The 26,089-nt window shown below is 46.2% G+C and carries 20 protein-coding genes and 1 tRNA gene; 2 read left to right on the forward strand and 19 right to left on the reverse strand.

All coding sequences use genetic code 11. The annotated features are described in order from the left end of the window. Positions 1–2,180 (reverse strand): S-layer protein domain-containing protein (locus CP947_RS08835; protein WP_143745139.1); only part of this gene is annotated, 2,180 nt, incomplete at its 3' end. Positions 2,181–2,807: 627 nt separating this feature from the next. Between CP947_RS08835 and CP947_RS08840 the strand changes: the two genes are divergently transcribed. Next, complete coding sequence (locus CP947_RS08840) at positions 2,808–3,581, forward strand: ATPase domain-containing protein (protein ID WP_096712843.1); 774 nt, start codon at positions 2,808–2,810, stop codon at positions 3,579–3,581. A gap of 110 nt (positions 3,582–3,691) precedes the next feature. Here CP947_RS08840 and CP947_RS08845 read toward each other — a convergent pair whose 3' ends face one another. From CP947_RS08845 to CP947_RS08930, 18 genes are all read right to left on the reverse strand, one after another. Then, complete coding sequence (locus CP947_RS08845; protein WP_096712844.1) at positions 3,692–6,352, reverse strand: cation-translocating P-type ATPase; 2,661 nt, start codon at positions 6,350–6,352, stop codon at positions 3,692–3,694. 75 nt (positions 6,353–6,427) lie between these two features. Then, a complete protein-coding gene (locus tag CP947_RS08850) occupies positions 6,428–7,600 on the reverse strand; it encodes a cation:proton antiporter (RefSeq protein ID WP_096712845.1) in 1,173 nt (390 codons plus the stop codon). Positions 7,601–7,603: 3 nt separating this feature from the next. Then, positions 7,604–8,077 (reverse strand): CBS domain-containing protein, encoded by a 474-nt coding sequence (locus tag CP947_RS08855; RefSeq protein WP_243641506.1) that lies wholly within the window; start codon positions 8,075–8,077, stop codon positions 7,604–7,606. Positions 8,078–8,152: 75 nt separating this feature from the next. Then, a complete protein-coding gene (locus tag CP947_RS08860) occupies positions 8,153–9,460 on the reverse strand; it encodes an energy-coupling factor ABC transporter ATP-binding protein (RefSeq protein WP_096712846.1) in 1,308 nt (435 codons plus the stop codon). Beyond that, entirely contained in the window at positions 9,454–10,245 is a 792-nt protein-coding gene (gene cbiQ / locus CP947_RS08865; protein WP_096712847.1) for a cobalt ECF transporter T component CbiQ, read from the reverse strand. The genes CP947_RS08860 and cbiQ overlap by 7 nt, the downstream gene beginning before the upstream one ends. 94 nt (positions 10,246–10,339) lie before the next feature. Further along, entirely contained in the window at positions 10,340–10,633 is a 294-nt protein-coding gene (locus tag CP947_RS08870; protein ID WP_096712848.1) for an energy-coupling factor ABC transporter substrate-binding protein, read from the reverse strand. After that, positions 10,630–11,325 carry an energy-coupling factor ABC transporter permease gene (locus CP947_RS08875; protein WP_096712849.1) on the reverse strand — a complete coding sequence of 232 codons (696 nt, stop codon included), beginning with the start codon at positions 11,323–11,325 and terminating at the stop codon, positions 10,630–10,632. Before CP947_RS08875 ends, CP947_RS08870 begins: the two co-directional genes overlap by 4 nt. Positions 11,326–11,520: 195 nt before the next feature. After that, positions 11,521–12,102: a cobalt-precorrin-7 (C(5))-methyltransferase gene (locus tag CP947_RS08880; protein ID WP_096712850.1), complete on the reverse strand. Its 582-nt coding sequence runs from the start codon at positions 12,100–12,102 to the stop codon at positions 11,521–11,523. Then, entirely contained in the window at positions 12,099–13,118 is a 1,020-nt protein-coding gene (locus tag CP947_RS08885; protein ID WP_096712851.1) for a cobalt-precorrin-5B (C(1))-methyltransferase, read from the reverse strand. The genes CP947_RS08880 and CP947_RS08885 overlap by 4 nt, the downstream gene beginning before the upstream one ends. Positions 13,119–13,155: 37 nt before the next feature. Beyond that, positions 13,156–14,949: a DNA mismatch repair endonuclease MutL gene (gene mutL, locus CP947_RS08890; RefSeq protein WP_096712852.1), complete on the reverse strand. Its 1,794-nt coding sequence runs from the start codon at positions 14,947–14,949 to the stop codon at positions 13,156–13,158. Positions 14,950–14,951: 2 nt separating this feature from the next. Next, the gene (mutS, locus tag CP947_RS08895) at positions 14,952–17,597 is read right to left on the reverse strand and encodes a DNA mismatch repair protein MutS (RefSeq protein ID WP_096712853.1); all 2,646 of its coding nucleotides are present in this window, start codon (positions 17,595–17,597) and stop codon (positions 14,952–14,954) included. A gap of 37 nt (positions 17,598–17,634) precedes the next feature. Then, positions 17,635–18,420, reverse strand: coding sequence for an ABC transporter permease (locus CP947_RS08900; RefSeq protein ID WP_096712854.1), 786 nt, complete (start codon positions 18,418–18,420; stop codon positions 17,635–17,637). After that, complete coding sequence (locus CP947_RS08905) at positions 18,417–19,274, reverse strand: ABC transporter ATP-binding protein (RefSeq protein ID WP_096712855.1); 858 nt, start codon at positions 19,272–19,274, stop codon at positions 18,417–18,419. Before CP947_RS08905 ends, CP947_RS08900 begins: the two co-directional genes overlap by 4 nt. 102 nt (positions 19,275–19,376) lie before the next feature. After that, positions 19,377–20,813 carry a TrkH family potassium uptake protein gene (locus tag CP947_RS08910; protein WP_096712856.1) on the reverse strand — a complete coding sequence of 479 codons (1,437 nt, stop codon included), beginning with the start codon at positions 20,811–20,813 and terminating at the stop codon, positions 19,377–19,379. Positions 20,814–20,822: 9 nt separating this feature from the next. Continuing rightward, complete coding sequence (gene trkA, locus CP947_RS08915; RefSeq protein ID WP_096712857.1) at positions 20,823–22,151, reverse strand: Trk system potassium transporter TrkA; 1,329 nt, start codon at positions 22,149–22,151, stop codon at positions 20,823–20,825. Positions 22,152–22,309: 158 nt separating this feature from the next. Beyond that, positions 22,310–22,387, reverse strand: a tRNA-Pro gene (locus CP947_RS08920). 34 nt (positions 22,388–22,421) lie between these two features. Continuing rightward, on the reverse strand, positions 22,422–23,150 hold the full coding sequence (ribB, locus tag CP947_RS08925) for a 3,4-dihydroxy-2-butanone-4-phosphate synthase (protein ID WP_096712858.1): 729 nt from the start codon (positions 23,148–23,150) through the stop codon (positions 22,422–22,424). A 15-nt stretch (positions 23,151–23,165) separates the two neighbouring features. Continuing rightward, a complete protein-coding gene (locus tag CP947_RS08930; RefSeq protein ID WP_096712859.1) occupies positions 23,166–23,828 on the reverse strand; it encodes a winged helix-turn-helix domain-containing protein/riboflavin kinase in 663 nt (220 codons plus the stop codon). A gap of 257 nt (positions 23,829–24,085) precedes the next feature. Here CP947_RS08930 and CP947_RS08935 point away from each other — a divergent pair, with 257 nt between their 5' ends. Then, positions 24,086–26,062: a copper-translocating P-type ATPase gene (locus CP947_RS08935; RefSeq protein ID WP_096712860.1), complete on the forward strand. Its 1,977-nt coding sequence runs from the start codon at positions 24,086–24,088 to the stop codon at positions 26,060–26,062. Positions 26,063–26,089 lie beyond the last annotated feature (27 nt).

Below are 26,089 nucleotides of genomic sequence, written 5' to 3' on the forward strand. Positions count from 1 at the left end.
TCAAATCCAGGGATTCCTGGTTCTTCAGTTTCGTTGGTTGCTGGTTCCTCAGGCTCGGTTGGCTCGGTTGGCTCGGTTGGCTCGGTTGGCTCGGTTGGCTCGGTTGGCTCAGTTACGTTCTCAGTTTCGTTGTCCTTTGGCTCGGTTGGCTCGGTTGGCTCGGTTGGCTCGGTTGGCTCGGTTGGCTCGGTTGGCTCAGTTACGTTCTCAGTTTCGTTGTCCTTTGGCTCGGTTGGCTCGGTTGGCTCGGTTGGCTCGGTTGGCTCAGCTGGTTCTTCGCCTTCGATGGTGACTTCCTTGTACAGATAGTACCTCAGTGTGTCACTGCCAGATTCAACATCAGCCGTCCTGAAGGCAAGACCTTCAGCAATTTCCTCTGTATCATCTTCATCAAGGGTCATGGAATTATCATTCCACATCATAATTCCATAAACATCATTACCGAGATTACCTGCTGTCTGAACTTCGAGCTCGCCAAATGTGTCGTCATCTTCGATTTCAACAACATTCATATAGTCAATCATCCAGACACCCTCAATTACAGCGAGGCTGTCGACCTGACCCTGGAAGACATCAGTGACGCGTACTCTGAGAACTTCAACATCGTCCTCACCGGCAACGTCTTCTTCATAACTCCAGGTTGCAGAGCCAGTTTCTCCTGTAAGATCAACTACCTGATCCTCTACAAACTCTCCATCCTTGCTAAGCTCCATCCAGACCTTGTCACCCTCAACATCGATCTGCTGTGCGGTCAACTCATAACCGTAACCAATATCATATGATGAATATGATGAACCGGTTCTGAGAGTTACCTCGTCATCATTGTCCAGGATAAGTTTGGCGAGAAGGTCAGGTGTGTCGTTCTTGAGTGGAACATATGCTTCGGCAAAGAGACCAATAACTGGATACGTTTGGCGGATATCGTCCCCATCTGTATCTTTGTCATTGTAATCGATCTCAAAGCCGGTTTCTGTGATGTTGGCATAGTAAATCAACTCTGTATCATTAATTTTTGAACTGGTTTGGTCGAATGTACCTGATTTATCTATGATCAAAGATTCACTTGTAAGATTGTCATCAAGGTCATAGTAGAATCCAGCAAAGTTTGCATAAGTCCAGTTTCCTGGCTCATCTTCAAAGACCTCTCCTCTGATTTCATATGTACCTGGTTCGGTGTATTCTTTCATGAGGTAGAATCTCATTGGGCCACCAGATTCAACATCAGCCGTCTTGAAGGAAAGACCTTCAGCGATTTCCTCGGTGTCATCTTCATCAAGGGTCATGGAATTATCATTCCACATCATGATACCTTGATCATCGAAACCTTCGATATTACCTGTTGTCTGAACTTCGAGTTCGCCAAATGTGTCGTCATCTTCGATTTCAACAACATTCATATAGTCAATCATCCAGACACCCTCAACTACAGCGAGGCTGTCGACCTGGCCCTGGAAGACATCAGTGACGCGTACTCTGAGAACTTCAACATCATCCTCACCGGCAACGTCTTCTTCATAACTCCAGATTGCATAGTTCTTATCTGTAAGATCAACTACCTGATCCTCCACAAACTCTCCATCCTTGCTAAGCTCCATCCAGACCTTGTCACCTTCAACATCGATCTGCTGTGCGGTCAACTCATAACCGTGACCAAGATCATATGATGTACCCGTTCTGAGAGTTACCTCGTCATCATTGTCCTGGATAAGTTTGGCGAGAAGGTCAGGTGTGGTGTTCTTGAGTGGAACATATTCCTCGGCAAAGAGACCAATAACTGGATACTGGGTGCGGATTTCGTCCCCATCTGTATCTATTTCAGTTTCATTGTATGCGTACTCATAGTCGGTCATGTTGATAACGGAATAATAAACAAGTCCACCTTCTGGTATCTTGTCACCGCTCAAAGGATCAGCATCATTAGTACCTTCCTTTCCGTTATTGTATATCCTGAGATATTCGGATTCGAGTCCGTCATCAAGATCGTAGTAGAAACCTGCAAAATTCGTTGCATTCATTTCAATGTAATTTGATGATCCGCTATAGCTCTCTACTATAGATTCCACATCAGAACCGTTATAGACTGGTCCCCTGACCTCCACAGTATCTGCAGCGCTTGCTACGCCAGCAAATACTGTCAAGACCATAAGGGCAGCCATTAAAGTTGCTGTTAGTCTTTTCATAATTCTCCTCCGTTAGTTAATTTATAGATATATGGTCAAGGTAAAGAGTGATTGATCAACAATAAAACGTACACATGTACGTTAAATCAACCTTTCATCGGTGAACATTACGCTCATTGACGAAAGGAAACTCATCACCCTCTTGATCCCGTCATATTGGTTTGCAACCCTCTAATAAGAAAATTGCTTATTAAATCTTTTGTGGTCTCCAGGGTCAAAAAACGCTCTTTTTACTGGTAAATATCGATGTATTTCACGGCATATGCCGAATAAATTTCGTCCGAATTAATAAAGGGACCATTGAAAATACAGCTGATACTTGGCATATTGTCGACTTCCATATTTTTCGCATACACTCCCGGCCATGAGTTGCCCGGGGGCAAAGAGCCGGATACATTCGACATAGTATCAATGGTCTTAATCCTTTATCAGTTTGACCCCCAGATAGGGTAATGACGTACATTACCTATTTATATTAATCCATATCAATACTTTTTATACGAATATACGAAAACACTGATAAATCGTAAACCCGATTCCAGTAAAGTGAATGAGTGCTCATAAATAATTGCTATACATGAATTCATCAGGGGTACTACCCGACTTACACGAAAAAGGCGATGCTAAATGTTTACAGGTGCAGAGAATATTTCCACTGAAGACGAAGGAAACAGGGTTAAGACCGGCATTCCCGGCTTTGACGAATTGTGCGGGGGAGGCCTTGTACGTGACAGGAGTTATCTGGTATCCGGCACCTCAGGAGCCGGCAAATCCATATTCTCAACCCAGTACATCTACAACGGGATCACCCAGTACGGGGAAAACGGGATAATCGTGGCCACAGAGGAGCGGCCCGAACAGATCCGTGAGAACATGATGCACTTTGGCTGGGACCTGCAGGCCTTAGAAGAAGAGAACAAACTCGCAATAGTCGATGCCTGTTCGACAAAGATCGGAATCCCTTCGCAGGAAAAATATGTGGACGTGCGTCCCTTCGACATTCGCTCAATGATGGACCAGATCATCGCCACACAGGAAGAGATCGATGCCAAAAGGGCCCTGATAGATTCAACGACATCCATCAGTTTCTATCTGCATGAAGCCGCCCGGATACGTGTGGAATTACTCAAACTCAGCACCACCCTTGAAATAATCGGTCTGACATCCCTGATGACCTGTGAAGTAATCGACGAGAAACAGCCCTCCAGATTCGGTGTGGAAAACTTCGTCACCGATGGTACATTCTCCCTCTACTACGACATGCATGACAATGTCCGCACCCGCAGTGTCGAGGTCTACAAGATGCGCGGCTCAGACCACAGTAAAAAGGTCCACCCCTATGAAATCACAAAAGAAGGCTTCGTGATCCATCCCCACGAAGAAGTCTATACCCCCTTCTAAGCCCGGCCCCTAAGATCGGGCTACATTTCCCCGTTTTCATATTGGATACACCTGTATACTACAGGGTTGCGTCCAGACTGTAGTCATGGCGCTTAAGGATCTCCACCTGCTTACCCGTAATTCTTCCTGAACAGCAACCCCTTCAAAACTTCCACAAATCCCAGTGTAACTGCCGCAAAGCCAAGAGGCAACAACCAGTCCTGCAAAGCAAGCGGCACAAGGTCAAATACATCAGCCAGGAAAGGCACATACATAACCAGCAGTGTCAGGAGCAACGTGCTCAAAACGCCTGCAATGATCAATTTATTCCTGAAACCGGTTTTCAGCACAGACATCTCAAGGGAGCGGAAAGCAAACGGCACAAACATGATCATACTCACCACCGTAGCAAACGTGATTGTGCGTGCCCGCTCCAGATCTGCGGTCGGGTCTGCAAGCAAAAAGGAAGCAAAACAGGCAAGTCCCATCACCCCGGCCACAGAACCCACAAGTACAAGTTTCCTGCCGGCCAGGATTCCTTCACCCACAGGCCGGGGTCTGCGGTGCATCACTTCCTCCCGTGCAGGATCAAGGCCCAGCGCAATTGAAGGCATAATCTCGCCGAACATATTGATAAACAGGATCTGCAGGGCAAGCAGGGGAACCAGTTCATAGCCCAGCAGGGAAATCCCCAGCATAATCAGTATAATCTCATTGAAATTGCGTGAAACAAGGTAACTTGTAAATTTCTCTATATTATCATAAATGGTCCTGCCCCTCTTGACAGCCTCCACAATAGTAGCAAAATTATCATCCTGCAGCACCATATCACTGGATTGGCGGGCCACATCCGTGCCCTTAAGCCCCATCGACACACCGATATCAGCTCTTTTAAGCGCAGGAGCATCATTCACCCCGTCCCCGGTCATGGCAACAACATGTCCCTCTGCCTGCAGGGCTTTAACGATCCTCAATTTCTGCTCTGGCATAACCCTGGCATACACATGGATGTGATCCGCAATCTTTGCAAAGGCTTCATCACTCAAACCGGCCAGTTCGTCTCCCGTAATCGCCCCGTCAGCCAGTATACCATCGGGATCTGAAATATTATCAGGCTGCTCTACAGGAATTCCCAGTTTGTCAGAGATAGCCAGTGCGGTTTTTACATTGTCCCCGGTAATCATCACCACTTTGATACCCGCCTGATGACACAAACCGATAGCCTCGGTAACACCTTCCCTTACCGGATCGGTCATTGCCATCAGTCCCAGGAAGGTCATCCCCTCTTCCAGATCAGTTTCATCCCACTTATCCCCCACATCCTTGCGGGCAATTGCAATCACCCTGTAGGCTCCGGAGGCAAGCCTGCCGTTTTCTTCCAGAATGGTCTTCCTGATGGTCTGGTCAAGCTGCACCCGCTCATTATCTTTAAGAATGTGATCACAACGCTCCAGCACAACCTCCACAGCCCCTTTGGTAAAGGAGATCGATCCCTGATTTTCCCGGTGAACTGTAGTCATCATTTTTCTATCAGAAGTGAAAAGGATCTCATGCAACCTTTCATGCTCCCCCGCAAACCCCTCCTTGCGGATACCCGCCTTTGAGGCAGCCGCCAGCAGGGCAAGTTCTGTGGGATCTCCCACCACATCCTCTGAATTGTCGTTTTGGTTCAGGGATGCATTGTTGCAAAGGGTTGCCCCCTTCAACAGCAATTCCAGTGTGGAATCTTTGGGATTGAAACTATTCCCCTCAAGCACAAATTCCCCTTCATCTCCATAACCCGAACCCGTAACCTCAAACAAACCTTCCATGGTCCAAATCTTTTCAACCGTCATCTCATTACGGGTCAGGGTCCCGGTCTTATCCGTACATATCACCGAGGTCGAGCCCAGGGTTTCTACCGCAAGCATCTTGCGTATGATGGCATTTTTGGCAGCCATGCGGCGCATCCCGTAGGCCAGCGTAATAGTCAGGGTCAGAGGAAGGCCTTCGGGCACCGCGGCCACTGCCAGTGCCAGGGCAATGATCAGCATCTCCTCGACAGGAGCCCCCGCAAAAATACCCAGCCCCAGAGCCATCCCCGATGCCAGCAAGGCCACAACTGCCAGTTTTTTGGAAAATGCCGAGATCTCCCTTTGCAGGGGAGTAACTTCCTTTTCAGGTTGAATCAGGGAAGCGATTGACCCCAGTTCCGTATCCATACCCGTGGCCATCACCACAGCCCTGCATTTACCTCTGACAACCTGAGTTCCGGCATAAAGAGGCTCATTCAAGTTTTTCTCCACAGGCAAACTTTCCCCGGTCAATGCCGATTCATCCACCTTAAGTTCCTGCAATTCAAAGACACAGGCATCTGCAGGTATACTGTCACCAGCTTCCAGTACCAGAATATCGCCTGTAACAACTTCCCTTGTGGCAATCTGGCGCAGGGTACCTTCACGTAAAACAGTGGTCTTTGGCCGCACAATCCCCTTGAGGGATTCCATGGCCTTTTCAGCCCTGTATTCCTGCACAAAACCCAGTAAGATTACAAAAATAATAAGCCCTAAAATCACCCAGAAATTTACCACTTCATCTATATACAGGGAAATCAGGGCCGCTGCAGCCAGCACCCATACAATAACATTACCCATCTGGCCAATGAAGATCTTAAACGGAGTGGTTTTTTCCGTCTCTTCCAACTCATTATACCCTTGCCTCTGGAGTTTGGCAGAAACTTCAGCTCTTCCAAGCCCTTCAGAATCTGCGATATTCTCGGGCAATTGCATACAACCCTGCTCTGATAATTTCATAACCTGCCAGCTCCCCGCTTAACTTTGAAATATACTATATTAAATCTTTATTGCAGTCATAAATGCAGGCAAAAGTCAGCCTGAAGCAGAATTCTTGTTCTCCTTGTCCTTTTGTATAGCAAATTTAAGCAATATTGGTGCAACAAAGATAGAAACAGCAGCCAACAATACAACTGCCGAAAATATTTCCTCTCCTATTATGCCCATCTCCCTGCCAATAGAAATCGTCACAAGAGTAACCTCTGCCCTGGGCATAACTCCTGCGCCGAATATAAGACTTTCATAAAAATTAAAGCCAACCGTTTTAGCACCTACAAAACCACCTACAAGTTTACCCAATAAACCAAAAACCACAATCAATACAGTAAAAATACCTGCAGCTCCCAGAGACGTTGGATCAACAGACATTCCTATATCTACAAAAAAAACCGGTGTAAGCATACCATACGCCAGTCCCGAAACCTTACTTTGCACATCTTCGATTTTGGCAACGGATATATTTGAAAGCAGTACACCCCCCACAAAAGCACCGATAACGGCATGTAATCCCATCGCTTCTGCAAAATAGGCAGCAAACAGTGCAATCAATATTACAGTAGCAAATATGGATTCTCTTGAATGCATTTTTCTTACATATCCAAAAAGACGGGAAAAGACATAATGGGAAAGAAGAAACATTACACCAATGAATACAACCAGCTTGCCTATCATTGTCAAAAATTGCATGGATGAAGGAATTGCATTATGCTGCGCCATGGTACTAACAATAGATACCAGGAAAATGCTGATAATATCATCAAAGATCGCTGAACTTAACATCATTGACCCGGCTTTACTGGATAAATAATTCATATCCAATAATGTTTTTACAGTAACTCCTATACTCGTCGGGCTGAAAGCCACTGCCAGAACAAGACTTTCCAGATTTCCCAGGCCAAAAAGATATCCCAGTCCAAAACCAGATATAAAAGCTATCAATATCTGGAAAACTGTCGCAACGATCGCCTTTTTAGAAGATGCTTTCAAATCCTCAATATGAACTTCTTTATAACCTGCAATAAATAAAAGAAAAATGACACCCAGCTCTGCAACAGAAGAAATTGTATCAGTATTTTCCAGAACCGTCATCCCGAGGAATATACCTGCCAAAATTTCCCCCAGTATACCCGGCATCCCGGCTCTTTCAGAAACCTCGGATAGCACTCTGGCAGATAGCAAAATAATGAGGATCTGGAATAAAAACTCCATCTGTTAACCCCTTATACTGTAGATTGCCTTTATAACATCCGGTTTGCATATTATGCCCACAAGTTTATCGTTATCGACCACACAGAAACGGTCCACCTTGTGTTTTAGCATTATTTCTGCTACTTCACATAGGTCCATCTCGGGGGGTATGGTGACTGGATGAGGGATCATAATCCCCCTGGCAGATTCACTGAGGGATTTCACTGCCATAAGATGGGTATGATCAAGCCTGGAAACGCGATGGGTAAGTAATAACTGCAGGATAATATTCTGGTCAATTATACCCAGGAAACTACCATTTTTCTCCACCACAGGATAGGTATGGAACTGGTTTTCATTAAATACTTCAAGTACCCTTTCCACAGAGTCGTCTCCCTTTATGGTGACAGGCCGGGTTCTCATAATATCCTTCACAAAGATCCGGCTGCACTTCTCATCAAGGTCTGAATATCCTTCTTCAGTAGATAAACGATTCATATCAAGTTCCCTTCCAGAAAACACACCTATCCAATGACAATATATTTCTTTTTCTACAAAGACATTATCCAAATATCAATTCTCATTCAGGACCCTGACATTCAGGGCTATGCCACTTCTTTCAATATATTCATTGATCCTTTGCATTGAATGGGGAATCATGCCACCACTGGTCAGTATCATACATCTTTTCCCGCACAGTGCCATCAGGATGGTGCGATCGATAACTCCGGTTGCTATATCGACACATATCGAATAATCCTCGGCAAGTAACTTGCTCTTTTTACCCATGGCCCCCACAATATCTATTTCCTCTTTTTCCATGTAACCTTCAAAATCAGCCGGATCGAACCTATCCATATCGTAGATCAGGATACCGCCGGCCTTTATTCCATGTCTGGTAAGTTCCACGATAGCCTTATTGTTCTCATGGATGTGTAAAACCCTGGCGTTAACCGCTTCATAAGGACAGTGCAGGGCATACTCTCCATGCAGTACCCCCAGATTCAATATGTCGCCTTCCCGGGTTTCAGGAGGCACCTCCACCCACATCAGTTCCGGAGGTTTCAGGGAATCCACTATTTCAGGAACCGTTTTGGGCTGCCTGTTGCCATGAGCAAGCCCGCGCCTTTCAATCTCCTTATATATATCAAAGGTCATCGGCCGTTTCAGGTGGGCCTGTCGCAGCAGTTCATCATCCTGGAATGCTTCATCCGGAGTACCTTCCCCGATAACCTCCCCGTCCACCATGAAGAAAACATAATCCGCCCAGCTGTAGGCCAGATCAACATCATGGGTGGAAATGATCAAACTGGTACCCATATGATTGAGTTCGTGCAGTACATCCAGAAGTTCATCAGCGCCTACCGGATCCAGGCTTGCCAGGGGTTCATCCAGTATGATAGCCTGGGGGTCCATAGCCACAATCCCCGCAATAGCAACCCTCTTTTTCTGGCCGCCACTCAAATGATGCGGAGGTTTATCCTTAAGTCCGCTCAGGCCGAAATATTCCAGGGTTCCGTTTACTTTTTTTTCAATCTCTGCCTTGCTGTAGCCAAGATTGACCGGCCCAAACGCCACATCCTGGTAGACGGTAGGTGCAAATACCTGATCATCGGAATTCTGGAAAACAATACCAATGTTTTTTCTTATTTCCCTCAAGGATGCCTGATCGTAGGCCAGTTCCTTGCCATCATAAAATATCCTGCCCTCAGCAGGCTTGAGAGTACCGTTAAGTAACAAAAATAGGGTGGATTTACCCGAGCCATTTTTTCCTACAAAAGCAATTCTTTTGCCCTTCTTTAACTTTATGTCTACACCTTTAACAGCTGTAGTCCCGTCAGGATAGGAATATTTCAGTCCGCGTGTTTCAAGTATTACCATAAACTAACCTCCAGCATACCATTAGAAACGTACCATACCCCCACGATTGCAACCATGTACCCCAGACTCAATGCAACTTCTGAGAAATTAACCGGTCTTTTCTCTTCAAAAATCATCATTTTCCCGTCATAACAGCGGGCATTCATTGCCACAAACGTTTTTTCTCCCTGCTCCCAGGACCTCAAAAAGAGAGTCGAACAGAGCATGGCCATTGAATGCAGGGATGTCCTCAGATCATGATAACCCAGCCTTACTGTCTGGGCATGCTTGATGCACCACGCAACATCCAGAAACACAAAGATGTACCTGTACATCATCATTGACAGTTCGATGAAAGAATCCGGCAGGCGTGTTTTTTTCAGGACTGAGAAAAGCTCCACCATGGGAGTTGTCAGTGCGAGGAAGAACAGGCAGCACATTCCTCCCAGAGTCCTAGAAAATACCAAAAAAGCCATTGACAATCCACCGGTATTCACACCCAGATGATAGTCCAGCACATTGAAACCAAAAAGTTCAGGCCCACTGCCAAAAAAGAAGGCGATAATGATTATACTAAACACAACGAAAACTGCAGGACCCATCAGGAGCTTCAGGTAGAATTTCGGAGGGACCCTGCCAAAAATAAGCGTTGCCAGCGACATACAGATAGCTATAGAAAAAGGCACAAGCGGAGATTGAGAGGATATACCCATAAGAATTCCAAAGCCAACCACCCCAATTTTCAGCCAGTTATTGGTATAACGCAGGGGGCTGAGCAGTGCATAATCATCAAGCATCTTGGTCATAATAAAGATTTCCGTATGTGAATTGTAGTGCACAAAATTGATTTTTAGGTATTAATATATGTCGTCAAAAAAAGGAAAGGAGGTAAAAAGCAAATCAGTCAGAGCGACCTTTACCCTTATAGTAACCAAAGAAGTATCCTATCACAACTGCACCGATAGCTGCCTGCAGTGCGAACAGGAGACTTTCAGTTTCCCCGCCTGGAGGCTCGAATCCAATGTTACCGATCCAGGGCTCATAACCACCCGTTACATCAGTGATCACTTCCTCGGCAGCACCGTCTACACCCCCGAACTCAGAACCCGGGTTTGCAGCCATCCCGTAGAAAAAGGATGCCACAAAGAGTACAGTTATCACAGCAAATATTATCTCACCTTTGCCGATCTTCATGCAGAAATCCCCCTGAGCTTGTTAACAGTTTCCTGAGAGATTACTTTCAATTCCACAAGGGCATCACTCTTGACCTGTATAATGTACTTGAATATCAATGCAGTCAAAGCACCTTCCATGATCGCCAGTGGAACCTGGGTTGTGGCAAATATCACCAAAAAACCCTGAAGGAGCCCTATAAATCCGCCAGCCTGTGACGAGAATGCCAGGGCAAGCTGGGTGGAAGTTACCACATAGGTAATCCAATCCGCAAAGGTAGCCGCAAGGAAAACCACCACATAGAAATTGATATTGGCCTTCATACCTGCTTTATAGATCAAATATGCAGCTAGCGGACCAATAATACCCATTGATGCCACATTTGCCCCCAGGGTTGTCAATCCGCCATGGGCCAGGAAAAGAGCCTGATACAACAGTACGATTACCCCCAGTACCGCTGTGACTGCCGGGCCAAACATTATAGCGGCCATTCCCGTTCCCGTGGGATGCGACGAACTACCCGTAACAGAGGGTAACTTCAGGGAGGACAGGACGAATATGAACGCCCCTGCTACTGCAAGCAAAGGTAAAAGATCACGTCTTTCAGAGACCAGTTTGTTGAGGCGATACATACCAAACATTATAACCGGAATAGAGAATACAAACCACAATTGCCACCAGGGGGAGGGCAAAAATCCTTCCATAATATGCATACTATATCACTCCTATTTGCAACAGATTACAAGTAAACTTAACTAAACAACACGTTAGTTGATATATTCCATAGAGAATTTATTGTATAAATATATTGTTGTTTAATAAATCAAACTTGATTACAAGACAAAATAAAGGTCTACCAGGTAGTTAAATTTTTAAAACAATAAAAATAAAACAAAATTGCTGGATTGTCATCTGACAACAAGCAGACAGTGAAGAGCCGATTGAGCCATGGGGGGATTGTCAACAGTGCCCTCAATTATACTTTCCTCAGGATAACCCAGTTTTTCACAGACGTATATTCTGGCCTGCACTCCCATTTCTCCTAGAATCTCGGCAACTTTCACTGACCCGAAAGTCTCGGCAGGAAGCAGGAGGACATTCTTCCCCAGTTTGATTTCAGTAACAAAAGCCTCTCTTGCAGGACTGGGATCCCTGCCATGAGCGGTAATCACCGCCAGACCGTTCATATTCGTTTTTGTCCTGGCACAGGCAACCTGCATCGAGGATATACCCGGAATTATACTGTCCCCTTCCCCGGCAAACTTGCCCAGACCGGAAAACATGGGATCTCCGGTGGAAAGCACTACAGCATCTTCGCCCAGCAGGTGCAGGTTCTTGTAATCCTTTATCTTCTTTGCTTCTCCCTTTATATAGAGACCCGCGAGCTCAAGAGATCGCGGAGAACCATACACCTCACCTGCAGTTTCGATTATCTCGATGGCCTGTTCCGTGAGCATTCCGGGCCCCACTCCCACACCCACAACTATCATTTCTTTTCCCCGCTGTCCATAAGCACAGTACCGTCACGCTCAACGATCACAACACGGGCACCCTTTGCCTTTTCCACGGTTTTTTCAAAGGCCCTGCGCAGATGCTGCCCTTCAGGTTCCATTTCCACCATTTCGGCAACCGTAGCAAAACCCGTATCCACAAGTACATCCGGGTCACCCCATTTTATGATAAGTCCGGGCAGGCCACAGATTATGACATCTCCTGTGGCAGCCTCGAGTGCTTCGGAAATGCGGCTGCCTGCAAGTACAACAGTGTAATCGGGAAACAGCATTGTGGAATAACGAATACCTATGCGGCCGGTTGTGAGGACAACTTTATCGGAACACCGAATCAGATCACCTTTCATTTCCCCGAGATGGTCATTCCAGGGTTCTACAAACCCCGTGGTACCCAGAATGGAAATACCTTCCTCCACACCTATAGTGGAATTTAGGGTCTGTCGTGCTATTTCTTCTCCCCTGGGTAGGGATATTTCCACTTCCGCACCCTTAAGACCCAGTTGTTCAACAGCTTCAAAAACGGCCATCTTAATTTGCTGCAGGGGTTTGGGATTGATAGCAGGGTGGCCTTTTTTAGCCTGCAGGCCCCCGCGTGTTACTGTACCTATCCCCTCACCGGCATTAATTATAATTGAATCTGCTTCACGGGCATTCCCTACAAACTCAAGCCCCCGGGTAATATCGGACTCGTGGTCATTATTAACCTTGACCACCATCGCATAACCCCTGTCCATTTCTTTCACATCAATATAGGCACGCAGGCCCACAGGAGTTGGTATTGAAACGATCTTAACCTGCTCTTGCAGGGAAAGCACAGCTGCTTTGGCAGCCGCAGCCGCGGTTGTCCCGGTGGTATACCCTCTCTTGAGGACGGAACCATCACTTAAAACTACGAGCCTTCCGTTCTTTATGCCCTCCACGAGTTCCTCACGTGGCATGGCTGCCTTGTCAAGCCACTCTTCGGGAATTTTGGATTTATTCACAGGATCGATCATTGTCATTTACTCCATCTGAAAAGTTATAAAATTAGCGTCATACACCCGTGCGCTTGAACAGCTTATCCAGTTCTGCTTTGCCCAGGGTTATCATTGTGGGCCGCCCATGGGGACATGTATATGGATTCTCCGTCTTTTCAAGCTGGTCCAGCAAATTTTGCATCTGTTCCATATTACAGGGCGCCCCTGCCTTAATGGCACTCCTGCAGGCCATTGTCTTGCATAACATATCTTCCATGCCCTTCTTCTCCTTTACCCTGCCCTGAGCAAAGAGGTCGGCCAGTAGATCGTACACGACCGAAGGGTCCTCGATTTTTCCCAGCACAGTGGGAACGGTTGTTATCACATAGGTCTGCGTACCGAATTCTGACAGGGAAAATCCCAGGTCTTCCAGATAGGGAATGTATTCTTCGAGTAACACTTTTTCCCTGGTGGTCAGATCAACTGTCACAGGAGAGATCAGTTCCTGCCAGTCGTGTTTTACGTTCCTGGATATCTGTTCATACATTATCCGTTCATGTGCAGCATGCTGGTCTATCAGCAAAAGTCCCTCATCGGTCTCAGCCACTATATAGAGGTCATTGACCTGCCCCAGGATACGTGCCTCTGACACACCCGATCCCACCCTTTCAGGTTGAGCTTTTTCTTCTGCCAGGGCCCTTTCTGAGCTTTTGAGTCGGCGCTGGGTATCTCTGGCAGGGGCAGTGTAATTTGAGGTGTTTTCCCGGATAACAGGAGATTCAGAAGAGATAGGTTCCTTTGGAGTTGGTTTTTCAGGAGATGCCAGGGATGACTGCATGGTCTTGGTGCGGGACGGCTTTACTTCGGGTACCAGTTTCTCCTGTTTCAGCGCCTGCTCAACAGCCGCCGTGATGCCATCCATTATTTCATTCTCCCTGCTCAGCCTGACATAACGTTTTGCCGGATGGACATTGACATCCACCTCTTCCAGATTAATCCTCACGTTAAGTACCGCGGCAGGATAGCGACCTTTGGGCAGCATGGTATAATATCCAAGTCTCACAGCATTACTGATAGCAGGGGACAATATATTCCTTTTATTAACGAAAAAATAATTCATCTCACGGTTGCTGCGATAATATCCCGGTTTTGAGATATATCCCCACAGAGATAACAGGTCATCCTTGTATTCCAGAGGTATCAACTGTCTTGCAACATCTGCTCCCAGCACCTGTACCATCCTGTCGAATAGTCCACCTTGCCCACAACGCAGGACCACTTTGCCCTCATTTAGCAAAGTAAAGGCAACCCCGGGGTTACCAAGCGCCTGCCTGGTCACGGTATCAGTTATATGGGAAAGTTCGGTCCTTTTGCTCTTGAGATACTTGCGCCGGGCCGGTGTATTATAGAACAGGTCCCGTACCTCTACACGTGTACCCACCGAAGATCCGGTCTCTGTTACCTCCCCAACTAAACCTCCTTCCACCCCGATTTTTACAGCCGAAAGACAATCTGCGGTTCTGCTGATAAGTTCTACTCTGGAAACCGCCGCAATAGAGGAGAGCGCCTCGCCCCTGAAACCCAGGGTAATTATCCTGTGCAGGTCATCCTTGCTTTCGATCTTGCTTGTAGAATGCTTGGAAAAGGCCAGCGGAGCTTCGTCCCGGCCTATCCCTCTGCCATCATCTATCACGGTGATGTTTTTTGATCCGGCCCCCTCTATTTCCACTCGAATATCCGATGCTCCTGCGTCCAGAGAGTTATCTATCAACTCCTTGACCACAGAGGCGGGTCTTTCTATGACCTCTCCTGCAGCGATCTGGTTGATTGTGGCCTCATCAAGTAAATGGATATGCTCCGGCTTTTCCATAATCAACTCTCCTTCAGTTTTTTCTGTATAGCATGCAGCCTGTTCAACGCTTCCATTGGAGTGAGGTTATTGATATCCAGGTCCCTTATTTCCTCTGCAACCGGATCAAAATCCTTCTCCCCACTATTTTCCGGATCTACCAGCAAAAGCTGGGTATACTTGGCACCACTCTTGCGTTTTCTGAAACCTTCACTTTCCCTGCTGATCACACTCTCACTTTCAATATCTTCCAGGATCGACTGCGCCCTTTTAGTCACCTTATGGGGAACTCCTGCAAGCCTGGCCACATGGATACCATAACTTTTGTCAGTGGCACCGGGTACAATCTTGCGTAAAAACACCAGATCATCTCCGTCCTCCTTGACTGCTATATGATAATTCTTAACCCTCTTGAGCGATTCAGCGATCTCGGTCAGCTGGTGATAATGGGTAGCAAAAAGGGAGCGTACGCCCTGGCGGGCCTTGTTATGGATATACTCCACAACGGCCTTGGCTATGCTGTAACCGTCATAGGTACTGGTCCCCCTGCCGATCTCATCCAGCAGCACCAAGCTTTTCGGAGTGGAATTATTCAGGATATTGGCAAGTTCCACCATTTCCACCATGAAAGTACTCTGTCCGCTTGCCAGGTCATCAAAGGCCCCCACACGGGTGAATATCCTGTCCACGATGCCCACCGATGCATGGGTAGCAGGTACAAAGGATCCCGCCTGGGCCATTATGACAATCAGGGCAACCTGTCTCATGTAGGTGGATTTACCCGCCATATTGGGCCCCGTTATAAGAAGGAACTGCTCGTCAGAACAATCCATTTCCACATCATTGGGAACAAATCCTCCATCCACCGAGTTTTCCACAACAGGATGCCTGCCTTCCCGTATCAGTATCCTGCAGTCATCGGTTATGGAAGGACGCACATAATTATTGTTCACCGCAACCTCTGCCAGGGAGGCCAAAACGTCCAGCTCTCCCAGCAATACTGCCATCTCCTGCAACTGTTTCGAATGATTTGCTACCACCGAGATTACTTCATTGAACAGTTCATATTCCAGTGCCACCCTTTTCTCATCGGCAGACAGGATTTTACCTTCCCAATCCTTGAGCTGTGGGGTGTAAAAACGCTCGGCATTGGTCATGGTCTGTTTGCGGATGTAATCATCGGGTACCTGAGAAATATTGGGCTTGGTAACCTCCAGATAATAACCTATCACCTTGTTGTAGCCTACCTTGAGGGATTTGATCCCGGTCCTGTCCCTCTCCTTCTGCTGGAATGAGGCTATCCAGGATTTGGCATTACTGGAAGTTTCCTTCAGTTCATCCAGTTCCTCACTGTAACCGGGTTTGATCAAACCGCCCTCACGCACGGACAGGGGTGGCTCCTCCACAATAGCCCGCTCGATCAGGTCAGTGAGAGTATCGATTTCCCTGAAATCTTCCATCCCCTGTACTATCCGGGCAAGCATTGCCTTATGCTCCCCCTTCAGGGTTTCCAGGAGAGAGGGCACAGATTGCAGGGATTTTTTGAGAGCAACAAGGTCCCTGGCATTGGAATTGCCATAAACTACCCTGCCCACCAGTCTCTCCACATCCTTTACATAGGAGAGATGGGAGCGCACATCAAATCTCAACAGGGTGTTATCAGACAATTCTTCCACGGCATCCAGCCGTTTATTTATAAGGGAGACATCAAGCAGGGGCTTGAGGATCCATTTTTGAAGCAGACGGCTTCCCATTGGCGTTTTGGTCTCATCCAGTACCTGGAGAAGAGTAGTATCCTTTCCTTCTCCCCGGACATTTCTCACAACCTCCAGATTACGCAGTGTAATGGAATCCAGTATCATGAATTCGGAGGATGAATAGGTATGGAGGGACTGGACATGATTTAATTCACGCATCTGGGTTTCCAGGGCATATTCCAGAGCACAGCTGGCCGCCATTTTTGCATAGGTAAGACCCGCACAACCCATGCCTTCCAATGTGGAGACACCCAGATGTTCACATAGATGCCTATCCGCATAGTCCGGGTCTGTGGAAGCAGCATCAAATTCATTGGTGGAAAGCTTCAACTCTGCCAATCTGCTTTGTAATTCCTCATTTTCCCTTAATTGGGGAAGGACAATACATTCGGCAGGTCGCATCCTTGCCACTTCTCCCGCAATCCCATCAAAGGGAGGTTGGTCATTGATCTGGGTGGTCAGGAATTCTCCTGTGGATACATCCAAAAAAGCCACACCAAAATCCCGGTCCCTGCCGGCAATCGCCATCAGGTAATTGTTCGACGGATCGGAAAGCATGGAAGAATCGATTACTGTACCGGGGGTGACCACCCTTACCACCCCCCTTTTGACAACTCCTTTAGCGTTTTTGGGATCTTCCAGCTGCTCACATACTGCTACCTTGTAGCCTTTCCTGACCAGCCTGGGAAGATAGTTATCCACCGCATGATAGGGAATTCCTGCCAGAGGCATTTTTTCCCCCTCTTTTCCCTTACCGCGGGTGGTGAGAGTTATGTCAAGTTCATGTGCGATGGTCTTTGCATCCTCCCCGAAGGATTCATAGAAATCCCCCATACGGAAGAATATCAGGGAATCGGGATGTTGCTCCTTGGCAGCATAATACTGTTGCATCGCAGGTGTAATCTTGCTCATTGGTAATCTATCCGGCAAACGTGTAATTCTTGGTCTATTACACTATAAGCCTCTTTTTCATAAGGTTTATTGACAGCAGGAAAACCAGCAGGGTTGCTCCAAACATCCAGGCAATGTTCAACAGCAGGGAAGCCTCTATAATTCCACTCATCAGTGACCTGACAACAATCACTATATGTGCCAGGGGCAGGATTGCCAGTGATATGTACTGTACCGTTTCCGGGAGCAGGGATAGCGGGAAAAAGGTACCGCTGAACAGGAACATGGGGGTTATCAGCAGGATGGAAGGGTAGGTCAGGGAATTGATATTGGGAGTGATTGCCGTAAAACACATGGCAATACAGGAAAACATCAATCCTGCCAGAAAGGCAAAGGGGATTACCAGCAGGGAATGCGGATAGACAGCCAGGCCAAAAATTGACAGGATAGGCAGGATAATACTGGCATTGATCACACCCCGCGTCGCTCCCCAAAATAGTTCCCCGGCTATGACTTCATCTATGTTCAGGGGAGTTGCAATAATGGCATCAAAGGTTTTCTGGTAATACATTCGCACATAGGAGCCAAAGGTACATTCATAAAAAGCGGCAAACATTATGGAAACCGATATCAGAGCAGGAGCAATGAACTTTGTATAGGGTACACCTTCGATTTCATTGATGTAATTACCCAATCCAAATCCCAATGCAAACAAATACAGGGTGGGTTCCACCAGTGGGGGGAGGAAGTTCACCGTCAAAGTGGCCATGAACACATCCCGGTTGCGCATCCAGACTTTCAGGACACGCGGGGTAATATCCGGCAGGGCAAAATACGACATCATTCCCGCAACTTCCTCCCTGTAAGTTTAAGGAACACGTCCTCCAGTGTTGCAGCCCTTGCAGTAATCTTACCCAGCCTGCATTCACTAAAAAGATGTTCAGTAATGTCATGAGGATCATTGGTATATATCTGGACCATATCTCCGGTTTTTTCATACCTTGCATTGCTGTTTTCAAGACAGGCTATCACTTCAGGGGTATTTTCAGCTTCTACTATATCCGTACCGATATGCTCCCTTATTATCGATGAAGGGCTGCCTTCCACAAGAATATTGCCATAATCCATTATAACCAGCCTGTCACACAGCTGGGCGGCCTCTTCCAGATAATGGGTGGTCATTACAATGGTAACTCCTTGTTTTTTGAGACTGCGCAGTTTATCCCACATCACATGCCTGGACTGGGGGTCCAGGCCCACTGTGGGTTCATCCAGAATCAGTAACCGGGGTTCATTCACAAGCGCCCTGGCAAGAACAAGTCGCCTTTTCATACCCCCTGACAGAGAATCGGTCATTGTATCCTTTTTTTCATTTAGCTGCACAAAATCCAGCAACTCATCAATTTTTTGTTCGGCTTTTCTTTTGGGGATATCAAAGTAACGTGAATATACATAGAGATTCTTGTAAACGGAAAAATCGATGTCCAGATTGTTTTCCTGAGGTACAACTCCCATTAAATTTTTAATTTTGCGCTGGTCACGTGTTACATCCATATCGAAGACTTTGAGACTGCCTCCGCCGGGAGGAGATACACATTGTATAATCCGCATTGCAGTAGTCTTGCCGGCTCCGTTGGGTCCCAGAAAACCGAACAGTTCACCTTTATTTACCTCAAAACTGACATCATCAACAGCCACAAAGCTTCCAAATTTCTTGTGTAAATTTTTCGCAACGATTACAGGTTCAATAGGCCATCACCACATCATCCATAATAAACTGAAATAGGGTTTATTAATATTTCATTTTTTCCAGAAAGCAAAAGTCAGCATTACCATCACTGTAAATACTTCCAATCTGCCAATCCACATATTCAAAACAAGCAATAATTTACCCATAAACGGCAACAGGTCATAATTTGCCATCGGTCCGAAAAGATTGAAAGCCGGCCCAATGTTACCCAGTGTTGCTATGGATGCACTCAATGAACTGAACACATCCATTCCCATCATCGAAAGCAGACCCGAGCTTACGAAAAAAATGATGAAATAAATTATAACAAAAGATACAATGGAATGCATTACATCATCAGGTACTGCTTTTCCATTGAAACGAATAATACGCACAGCTTTAGGGTGAACAGCTTTGAAAAGCTCCCTGTTTGCATACCTTAAAAGAAGAAGGATACGCACAATCTTAATTCCGCCTCCGGTTGAGCCGGCACATCCCCCAAAAAACATCACTATAAACAAAAGCATCCTGCCTGAATCTGGCCATTGGTTAAAGTCAGCACTTGCATAACCCGTAGATGTCAAAATAGATAGTACCTGAAATACAGAATACCTGAAAGAATTACCCAGATCATAGATACGGTCCTTAAAAAGAAGAAGTGTAAGAATTGTGGTTGCAATTACAATAATCAATGTATAAAATTTGAATTCGTCATCTTTTAAAAGACTGCCTTTATCCACATAGAACATTCTGTAATGCAGTGCAAAATTTGCACCTGCAAGGAATATAAAGAAGCATATTATACCTTCCACAACCGGATTATCAAAAGCAGCTATACCGGCTGCATAAGGTGAAAAACCCCCACATGCCATGGTAGTAAAAGTGTGAGTGACAGAGTCATACAGGTTTAGTCCGGCAAGGTAGAGTGCTACACATTCTACAACAGAAATAGCCACATATACCATCCAGAGAATTTTTGCAGTCTCTCTGATACGTGGGCGTAGTTTGTCCTCCTGCGGGCCAGGTACTTCAGCCCTGAACATCTGCCTTCCGGCAACACCCAATTTTGGAAGAATGGCTATAAACAGCATAATTATACCCATTCCACCAAGCCACTGGGTCATAGACCTCCAGAATAAAAGACCTCTACTATGACTTTCAATATTCACCATCACCGTAGCTCCGGTAGTAGTAAAACCGGACATGGATTCAAAAAAAGCATTGATTGGAGTCATTCCTTCAAGAACAAAGGGTATTGCACCGAAAATTGCTGCTGCAAGCCATCCAAAAGCAACAATCATAAAACTTTCTTTAAGTTCCCAGTCTTCTTTTGCAGGCTCTATCCTGAAAGCAAAAACCGTACCTGCTATCATTGTTATAGTAAAAGCTATAGCGAATGTCTGGGGGGATTCACCATAATACATACCTACAAAAAGAGGTATGAGCATCAATAATCCAAGAAGCCATAGTAAAGTTCCCAGAACGCCCATTACAACTTTGAAATTCATGCAAGCACCTTATTTGAACAGTTTTTCTACATCTGGAAGTACAGAAGGTATAGAAAACACAAGAATATGATCTCCTTCTTTTACTTTATAATTTCCACGGGGAACAATAGTTGAGTTGTCATTGATAACCATACTTGCAATTGAACCCTCCGGGAAGTTCACATTTTTGAGAAGTTTGTCGTTTATTTTTGATTTTTTAGAAACTGTGTACTCCACAATTTCAGCCTTATCTCCTTCAATGGTTGTCAGAGCCTCTATTCCTGTACCCATTGTGAGTTTGAGCACTTCATTAATCGTTGCTTCCCTGGGACTTACAGCACGATCTACCCCAACCATTTCAAATAAAGGTACATAATCAAAATGATCTGCTCTTACTATCACCTTCTTTGTACCCATTTGTTTGGCCAAAAGAGAGCAGAGCAAATTTTTTTCATCATTGTCTGTAACAGATATTACCACATCCATTTCCCCCACACCCTCCTCTTTGAGGAGACTAAGATCAGTACCATCACCCCAAAGTACAAGAGTTTTTTTGAGGGTATCAGCTACCATTTCAGATCGGTATCTATCTTTTTCTATTATCTTTATTTTCATATCAGTCGTTTCAAGCAACTGAGCCAGATAAAGTCCAACGATTCCGCCACCAATAATCATAGCAGTATTTTTTTTGATCTTTCCAAAAAAGGAAGATATATCTTTCATTGCAGATTTTTCACCGATAATTACAACGTGATCTTCTGCACGGATAATGTCGTCACCATGGGGAATAATAATTTGCGAACCCCTGAAAAGGGCACTCACAATACAGCAGTCAAATAAGCCAATATCACGGATGTGTTTATCTACGAGATGACTGTCTTCTTTGACAACAAATTCCATCATTTTTATTTTTCCATCGTCAAATGACTCCGAATCAATCGCAGAAGGTATAGAAAGAATATCAGCAATTTCAGATGCAAGCGCGAGTTCAGGGCATATCATTACATCGATACCAACCTGGGTACGTTTGGCTATTGGCCTGTCTATGTAATCAGGATTACTGACTCGTGCCATGGTTTTAAAGGTATTACTGGATTGCTTTATCAATTTAGTTGCCATACAGGCGACAATATTTATCTCATCATCACCTGTTAAAGCCAGAAGAAGATCGGCATCGATCAAAACTTTTTCAAGAATTGTAGCGTTTGCACCATTTCCCTTGATTACCTGTACGTCAAGTTCATCCGCTCTCTGGCAGGCATCTTCATCTTCATCAATGACAACAATATCATTTTCCAGATACAATGATTTTGCTATATGGTAGCCAACTTCCCCTGCACCTATAATGACAATTTTCATCCATATTCCCCATAAAATTATACTATATAAAACAAATTCATAATCCTACTATTAAGATCACTCATATTAATCTTTGTTAGTTTACCATCCTTCCTGTGTGTTAATATAGGGAAAATGAACAAAGCCACAGAAATATCATTTAAAAAAAAGCCGATGTATGGTGGGACCGCGGAGATTTGAACTCCAGTCGCAAGACCCCCAGCCTTGCAGGATGGACCAGGCTACCCTACGGTCCCACGGGGATTGGTTCTAATAGGAACTTTCCCTATATCACTTTTTCTGCCGGGCTACCCATTCCTTATAGACCTTTGTGATCTGGGCACCTTCCAGGAAAACACATCCATGCAACTGGGCATAGGTCCTGGCATCCTCTTTTGAAAGGGCTTTGCCGTTGGTATCATCGAGCATTTCACAGACTACCATAACAGGGGTTATACCGGCCATCTGTGCAAGAGCAACCGACAGCTCGGTCTGGCCCCGGCGGTTTTCCACAAGTCCTTCAGCTGCCCGTAGCAATGCAACATGACCCGGTGCACGGAAATCGTCTCCAAAAACAACGGCTTCCCCGTTTCTACCCTTTTCAGAAATCTCAGCCAGCTTGTTTATGGTCAGGGCCCGGTCATTATCCGGAATACCCGTACGGGTGTCCCTGTGATTGACCCAGATGGAAAAGGATGAACGACTATCATACGCCAGGTCACCGGCCTGCTCCACGATATTACCAATTGCAGGCCATCTGCCTGCCCCTTCTGCCAGCAAATCTGCCATGAAAGGCAAACCCAGCGTAGTACAGACCTCATCGGCCAGGGCAGTACAGATCAGACCACCACCATCGCGACGCATCCAGCGTACATCATCAGGAGTAATAGCCGAAGCCGCAATCACAAAATCCGTCTCTCCTTCCCGGCTGTCCGAATCAAATATAAATACCATTTCTCCCCGCTCAACCGCCTCAACGCCCTTTTTAACTTCGGGATCTGAAAATTTAAAATTGTCCATAATAGATACCTCCAATCAATAATCAACAGTAACCTCAACCTCATCTCCGTCCTTCAAATCAAGCTCATCACGCAATTTCACGGGAGAGATTATCTCCAGCAGATCAACCGGATAATGGGTCCTGTCGGGAACCACAACTGCTGCCTCAAAACCCTCAACTTTCACACAGAAACAATGACATGCACCGAAAGTACGCTCCCCGCTTGTGAAACCGGAGATAGGAATCACAGCACTTTCTGCAAGTTTATCCCTGAACTTCAGGCTAAGGTCATCCAGATGCACATTGAGAGTTCCCGGGTAAGGGGCAAAACCGAGTTTGTCCCCGAACTGGCGCTGGTAGCCTTCCTGGCCAATATAGTAGTGACCCTCACCAAGCCCGCTTACAATATATCCCCGCAGCTGAATCGGGTTTTTCTCAACGGTTTCGGTGAATATATGCCTGTAATCCTCGTATTCTTTTTTTAGCAATTGCCGGCCAGCAGCTGAGAGCAGCACTTCCTGTCCGCCAGGCACAATACGCCTCTCAATATAGCCTTCATCTTCCAGGGATTTGAGAATCCTGGCCGAAGTCTTGGAGCTGGTCGCCATGTATTCGGCAAACTCAGCTGAGGATAGTTTAACCGGATGATTCAGCCCGCCCAGGAGGCCCAGTTCTTTCAGTGCTGGAATTAGATGCATGTGAAATACTCCATCTCAAAATTGAGACGTATCTCATATCTGGCTTATCGTTAATAAATGTTCGCCTGGCAACAGAGTAAATTATAACCATCGGGAAAACCATGAGAAGTTAGGGATATGCATCGCTAAAGCAAAAATCGTAGAACAGACAAAAGGAAATATGCCTTTAAAAATATCCGGGTTGTGCTTTTCAGGGACATGACCTGGATGCTGCCTACTGTAAAAGTTGCGGAGGAAAGACTTGAGGAGGAATAAAAATGGAACATGGAGATAATAATGGACATTCGCATCATGCAATGATGCTTGAAGATTTCAGGAAACGCTTTTTCGTATCTGTAGTTCTTACATTACCGGTTTTATTCCTGTCACCTATAATTCGACAGGGGTTGGAAAGTGCAGGAGTGAGCCTGCCGACAATTGAAGGTGCTTCTTATCTGCTCTTTGCCTTTTCCACACTGATCTTTTTCTACGGTGGCAAGCCCTTCCTTACCGGCCTGCTGGATGAACTCAGATCCCGCCAGCCCGGCATGATGACATTGATTGCCGTTGCCATAAGCGTGGCCTATATTTACAGCAGCCTTGTGGTATTCGGTCTGGCAGGCAAATTCTTTTTCTGGGAACTGGCAACCCTTATCGACATCATGCTCCTGGGCCACTGGATCGAGATGAGATCTGTGATGGGAGCCTCCATGGCTCTTGAGGAACTGGCAAAACTCATGCCTTCCCAGGCCCACCGTATAGGAGAAGATGGTGAGACCGAGGATGTAGCTCTTAAGGATTTACAAAACGGGGACAGGTTACTGGTCAAACCCGGGGAAAAACTTCCCGCAGACGGCAGGGTGGCAAAAGGGCAGTCCTCAGTCAATGAAGCAATGCTGTCCGGGGAAACCACTCCTGTATCCAAAGAAAAAGATGATGAAGTGATTGGAGGTTCCATCAACGGGGAAGGGTCCCTGGAGATTATTATCGAAAAGACCGGTTCCGATTCTTTCCTTTCGCAGGTAATTGAGCTTGTAAAACAGGCCCAAGAAAGTCGCTCCCGTGCCCAGGACCTGGCCAACCGGGCCGCCATGTGGCTGACTGTCATAGCCTTAAGTGCAGGTGCAATAACACTGTTTGCCTGGGTTAATCTGGCAGGCTATGATTTCGCCTTTTCCCTGGAAAGAGCGGTTACAGTAATGGTAATCACATGTCCCCATGCCCTTGGCCTGGCAATTCCCCTTGTGATTGCAGTATCCTCTGCACTGGCCGCCAACAACGGCCTGCTGATCAAGGACAGGGCGGCTTTTGAGAAGGCATATGAGGTCGATGCAGTGGTTTTTGACAAGACGGGAACCCTGACTGAAGGAAAATTCGGGGTCACCGACATAATTCCCTTTGAAAATGTATCAGAAGAAGAAATCCTGAAACTGGCTGCTTCAGTAGAAGCTGAATCAGAACATTCCATAGCCCGGGGTATTGTGGAATCAGCAGAGGAAAAATATCCCATTAAGGATTTCAACAGCATCCCCGGCAAAGGAGCGTATGCAACAGTTGAAGACAGGCAAATCACAGTTGCAAGTGGCTCCTATATAGCTGACCAGGGGTTCGAACCTGACGCAGCTGAAACAGAGGGGTTAACAGCTCAGGGTAAGACGGTTGTTTTTGTGGTTGAGGAAGAAAAGCTAATAGGTGCCATAGCCCTCGCAGACATTATACGTCCTGAATCAAAACAGGCTATTGCAACCCTTAAAGAGCGGGGCATACGCTGCATGATGCTTACGGGAGATAATGATAATGTAGCCCGCTGGGTAGCAGAAAGTATAGGTCTTGATGAGTATTTCGCTGAAGTGCTTCCACAGGAAAAAGAAGGGAAGATAAAGGAAATCCAGGGTCGCGGACTGCGTGTAGCAATGACTGGTGATGGTGTGAATGATGCGCCAGCCCTGGCACGTGCAGACCTGGGTGTGGCAATCGGGGCCGGAACTGATGTGGCAGTGGAGACGGCAGATATTGTGCTGGTACGCAGCAATCCCCTTGATATGATAACTGTCCTGGACCTCTCGGCAAAAACCTATGGGAAAATGAAGCAGAACCTGTTCTGGGCCACAGGTTACAATGCCATTGCCATCCCACTTGCAGCAGGGGTGCTGGCGGGACAGGGAATCCTGCTGTCTCCGGCTGTAGGAGCGGTACTTATGTCGCTGAGTACGGTTATAGTTGCAGTCAATGCAAAATTCCTCACCCTTGAATGAGACAAAAAGCAATGTCGAAGACTATTT

This window comes from Methanohalophilus euhalobius (genome assembly GCF_900215215.1).
Classification (GTDB): Archaea; Halobacteriota; Methanosarcinia; order Methanosarcinales; family Methanosarcinaceae; genus Methanohalophilus; species Methanohalophilus euhalobius.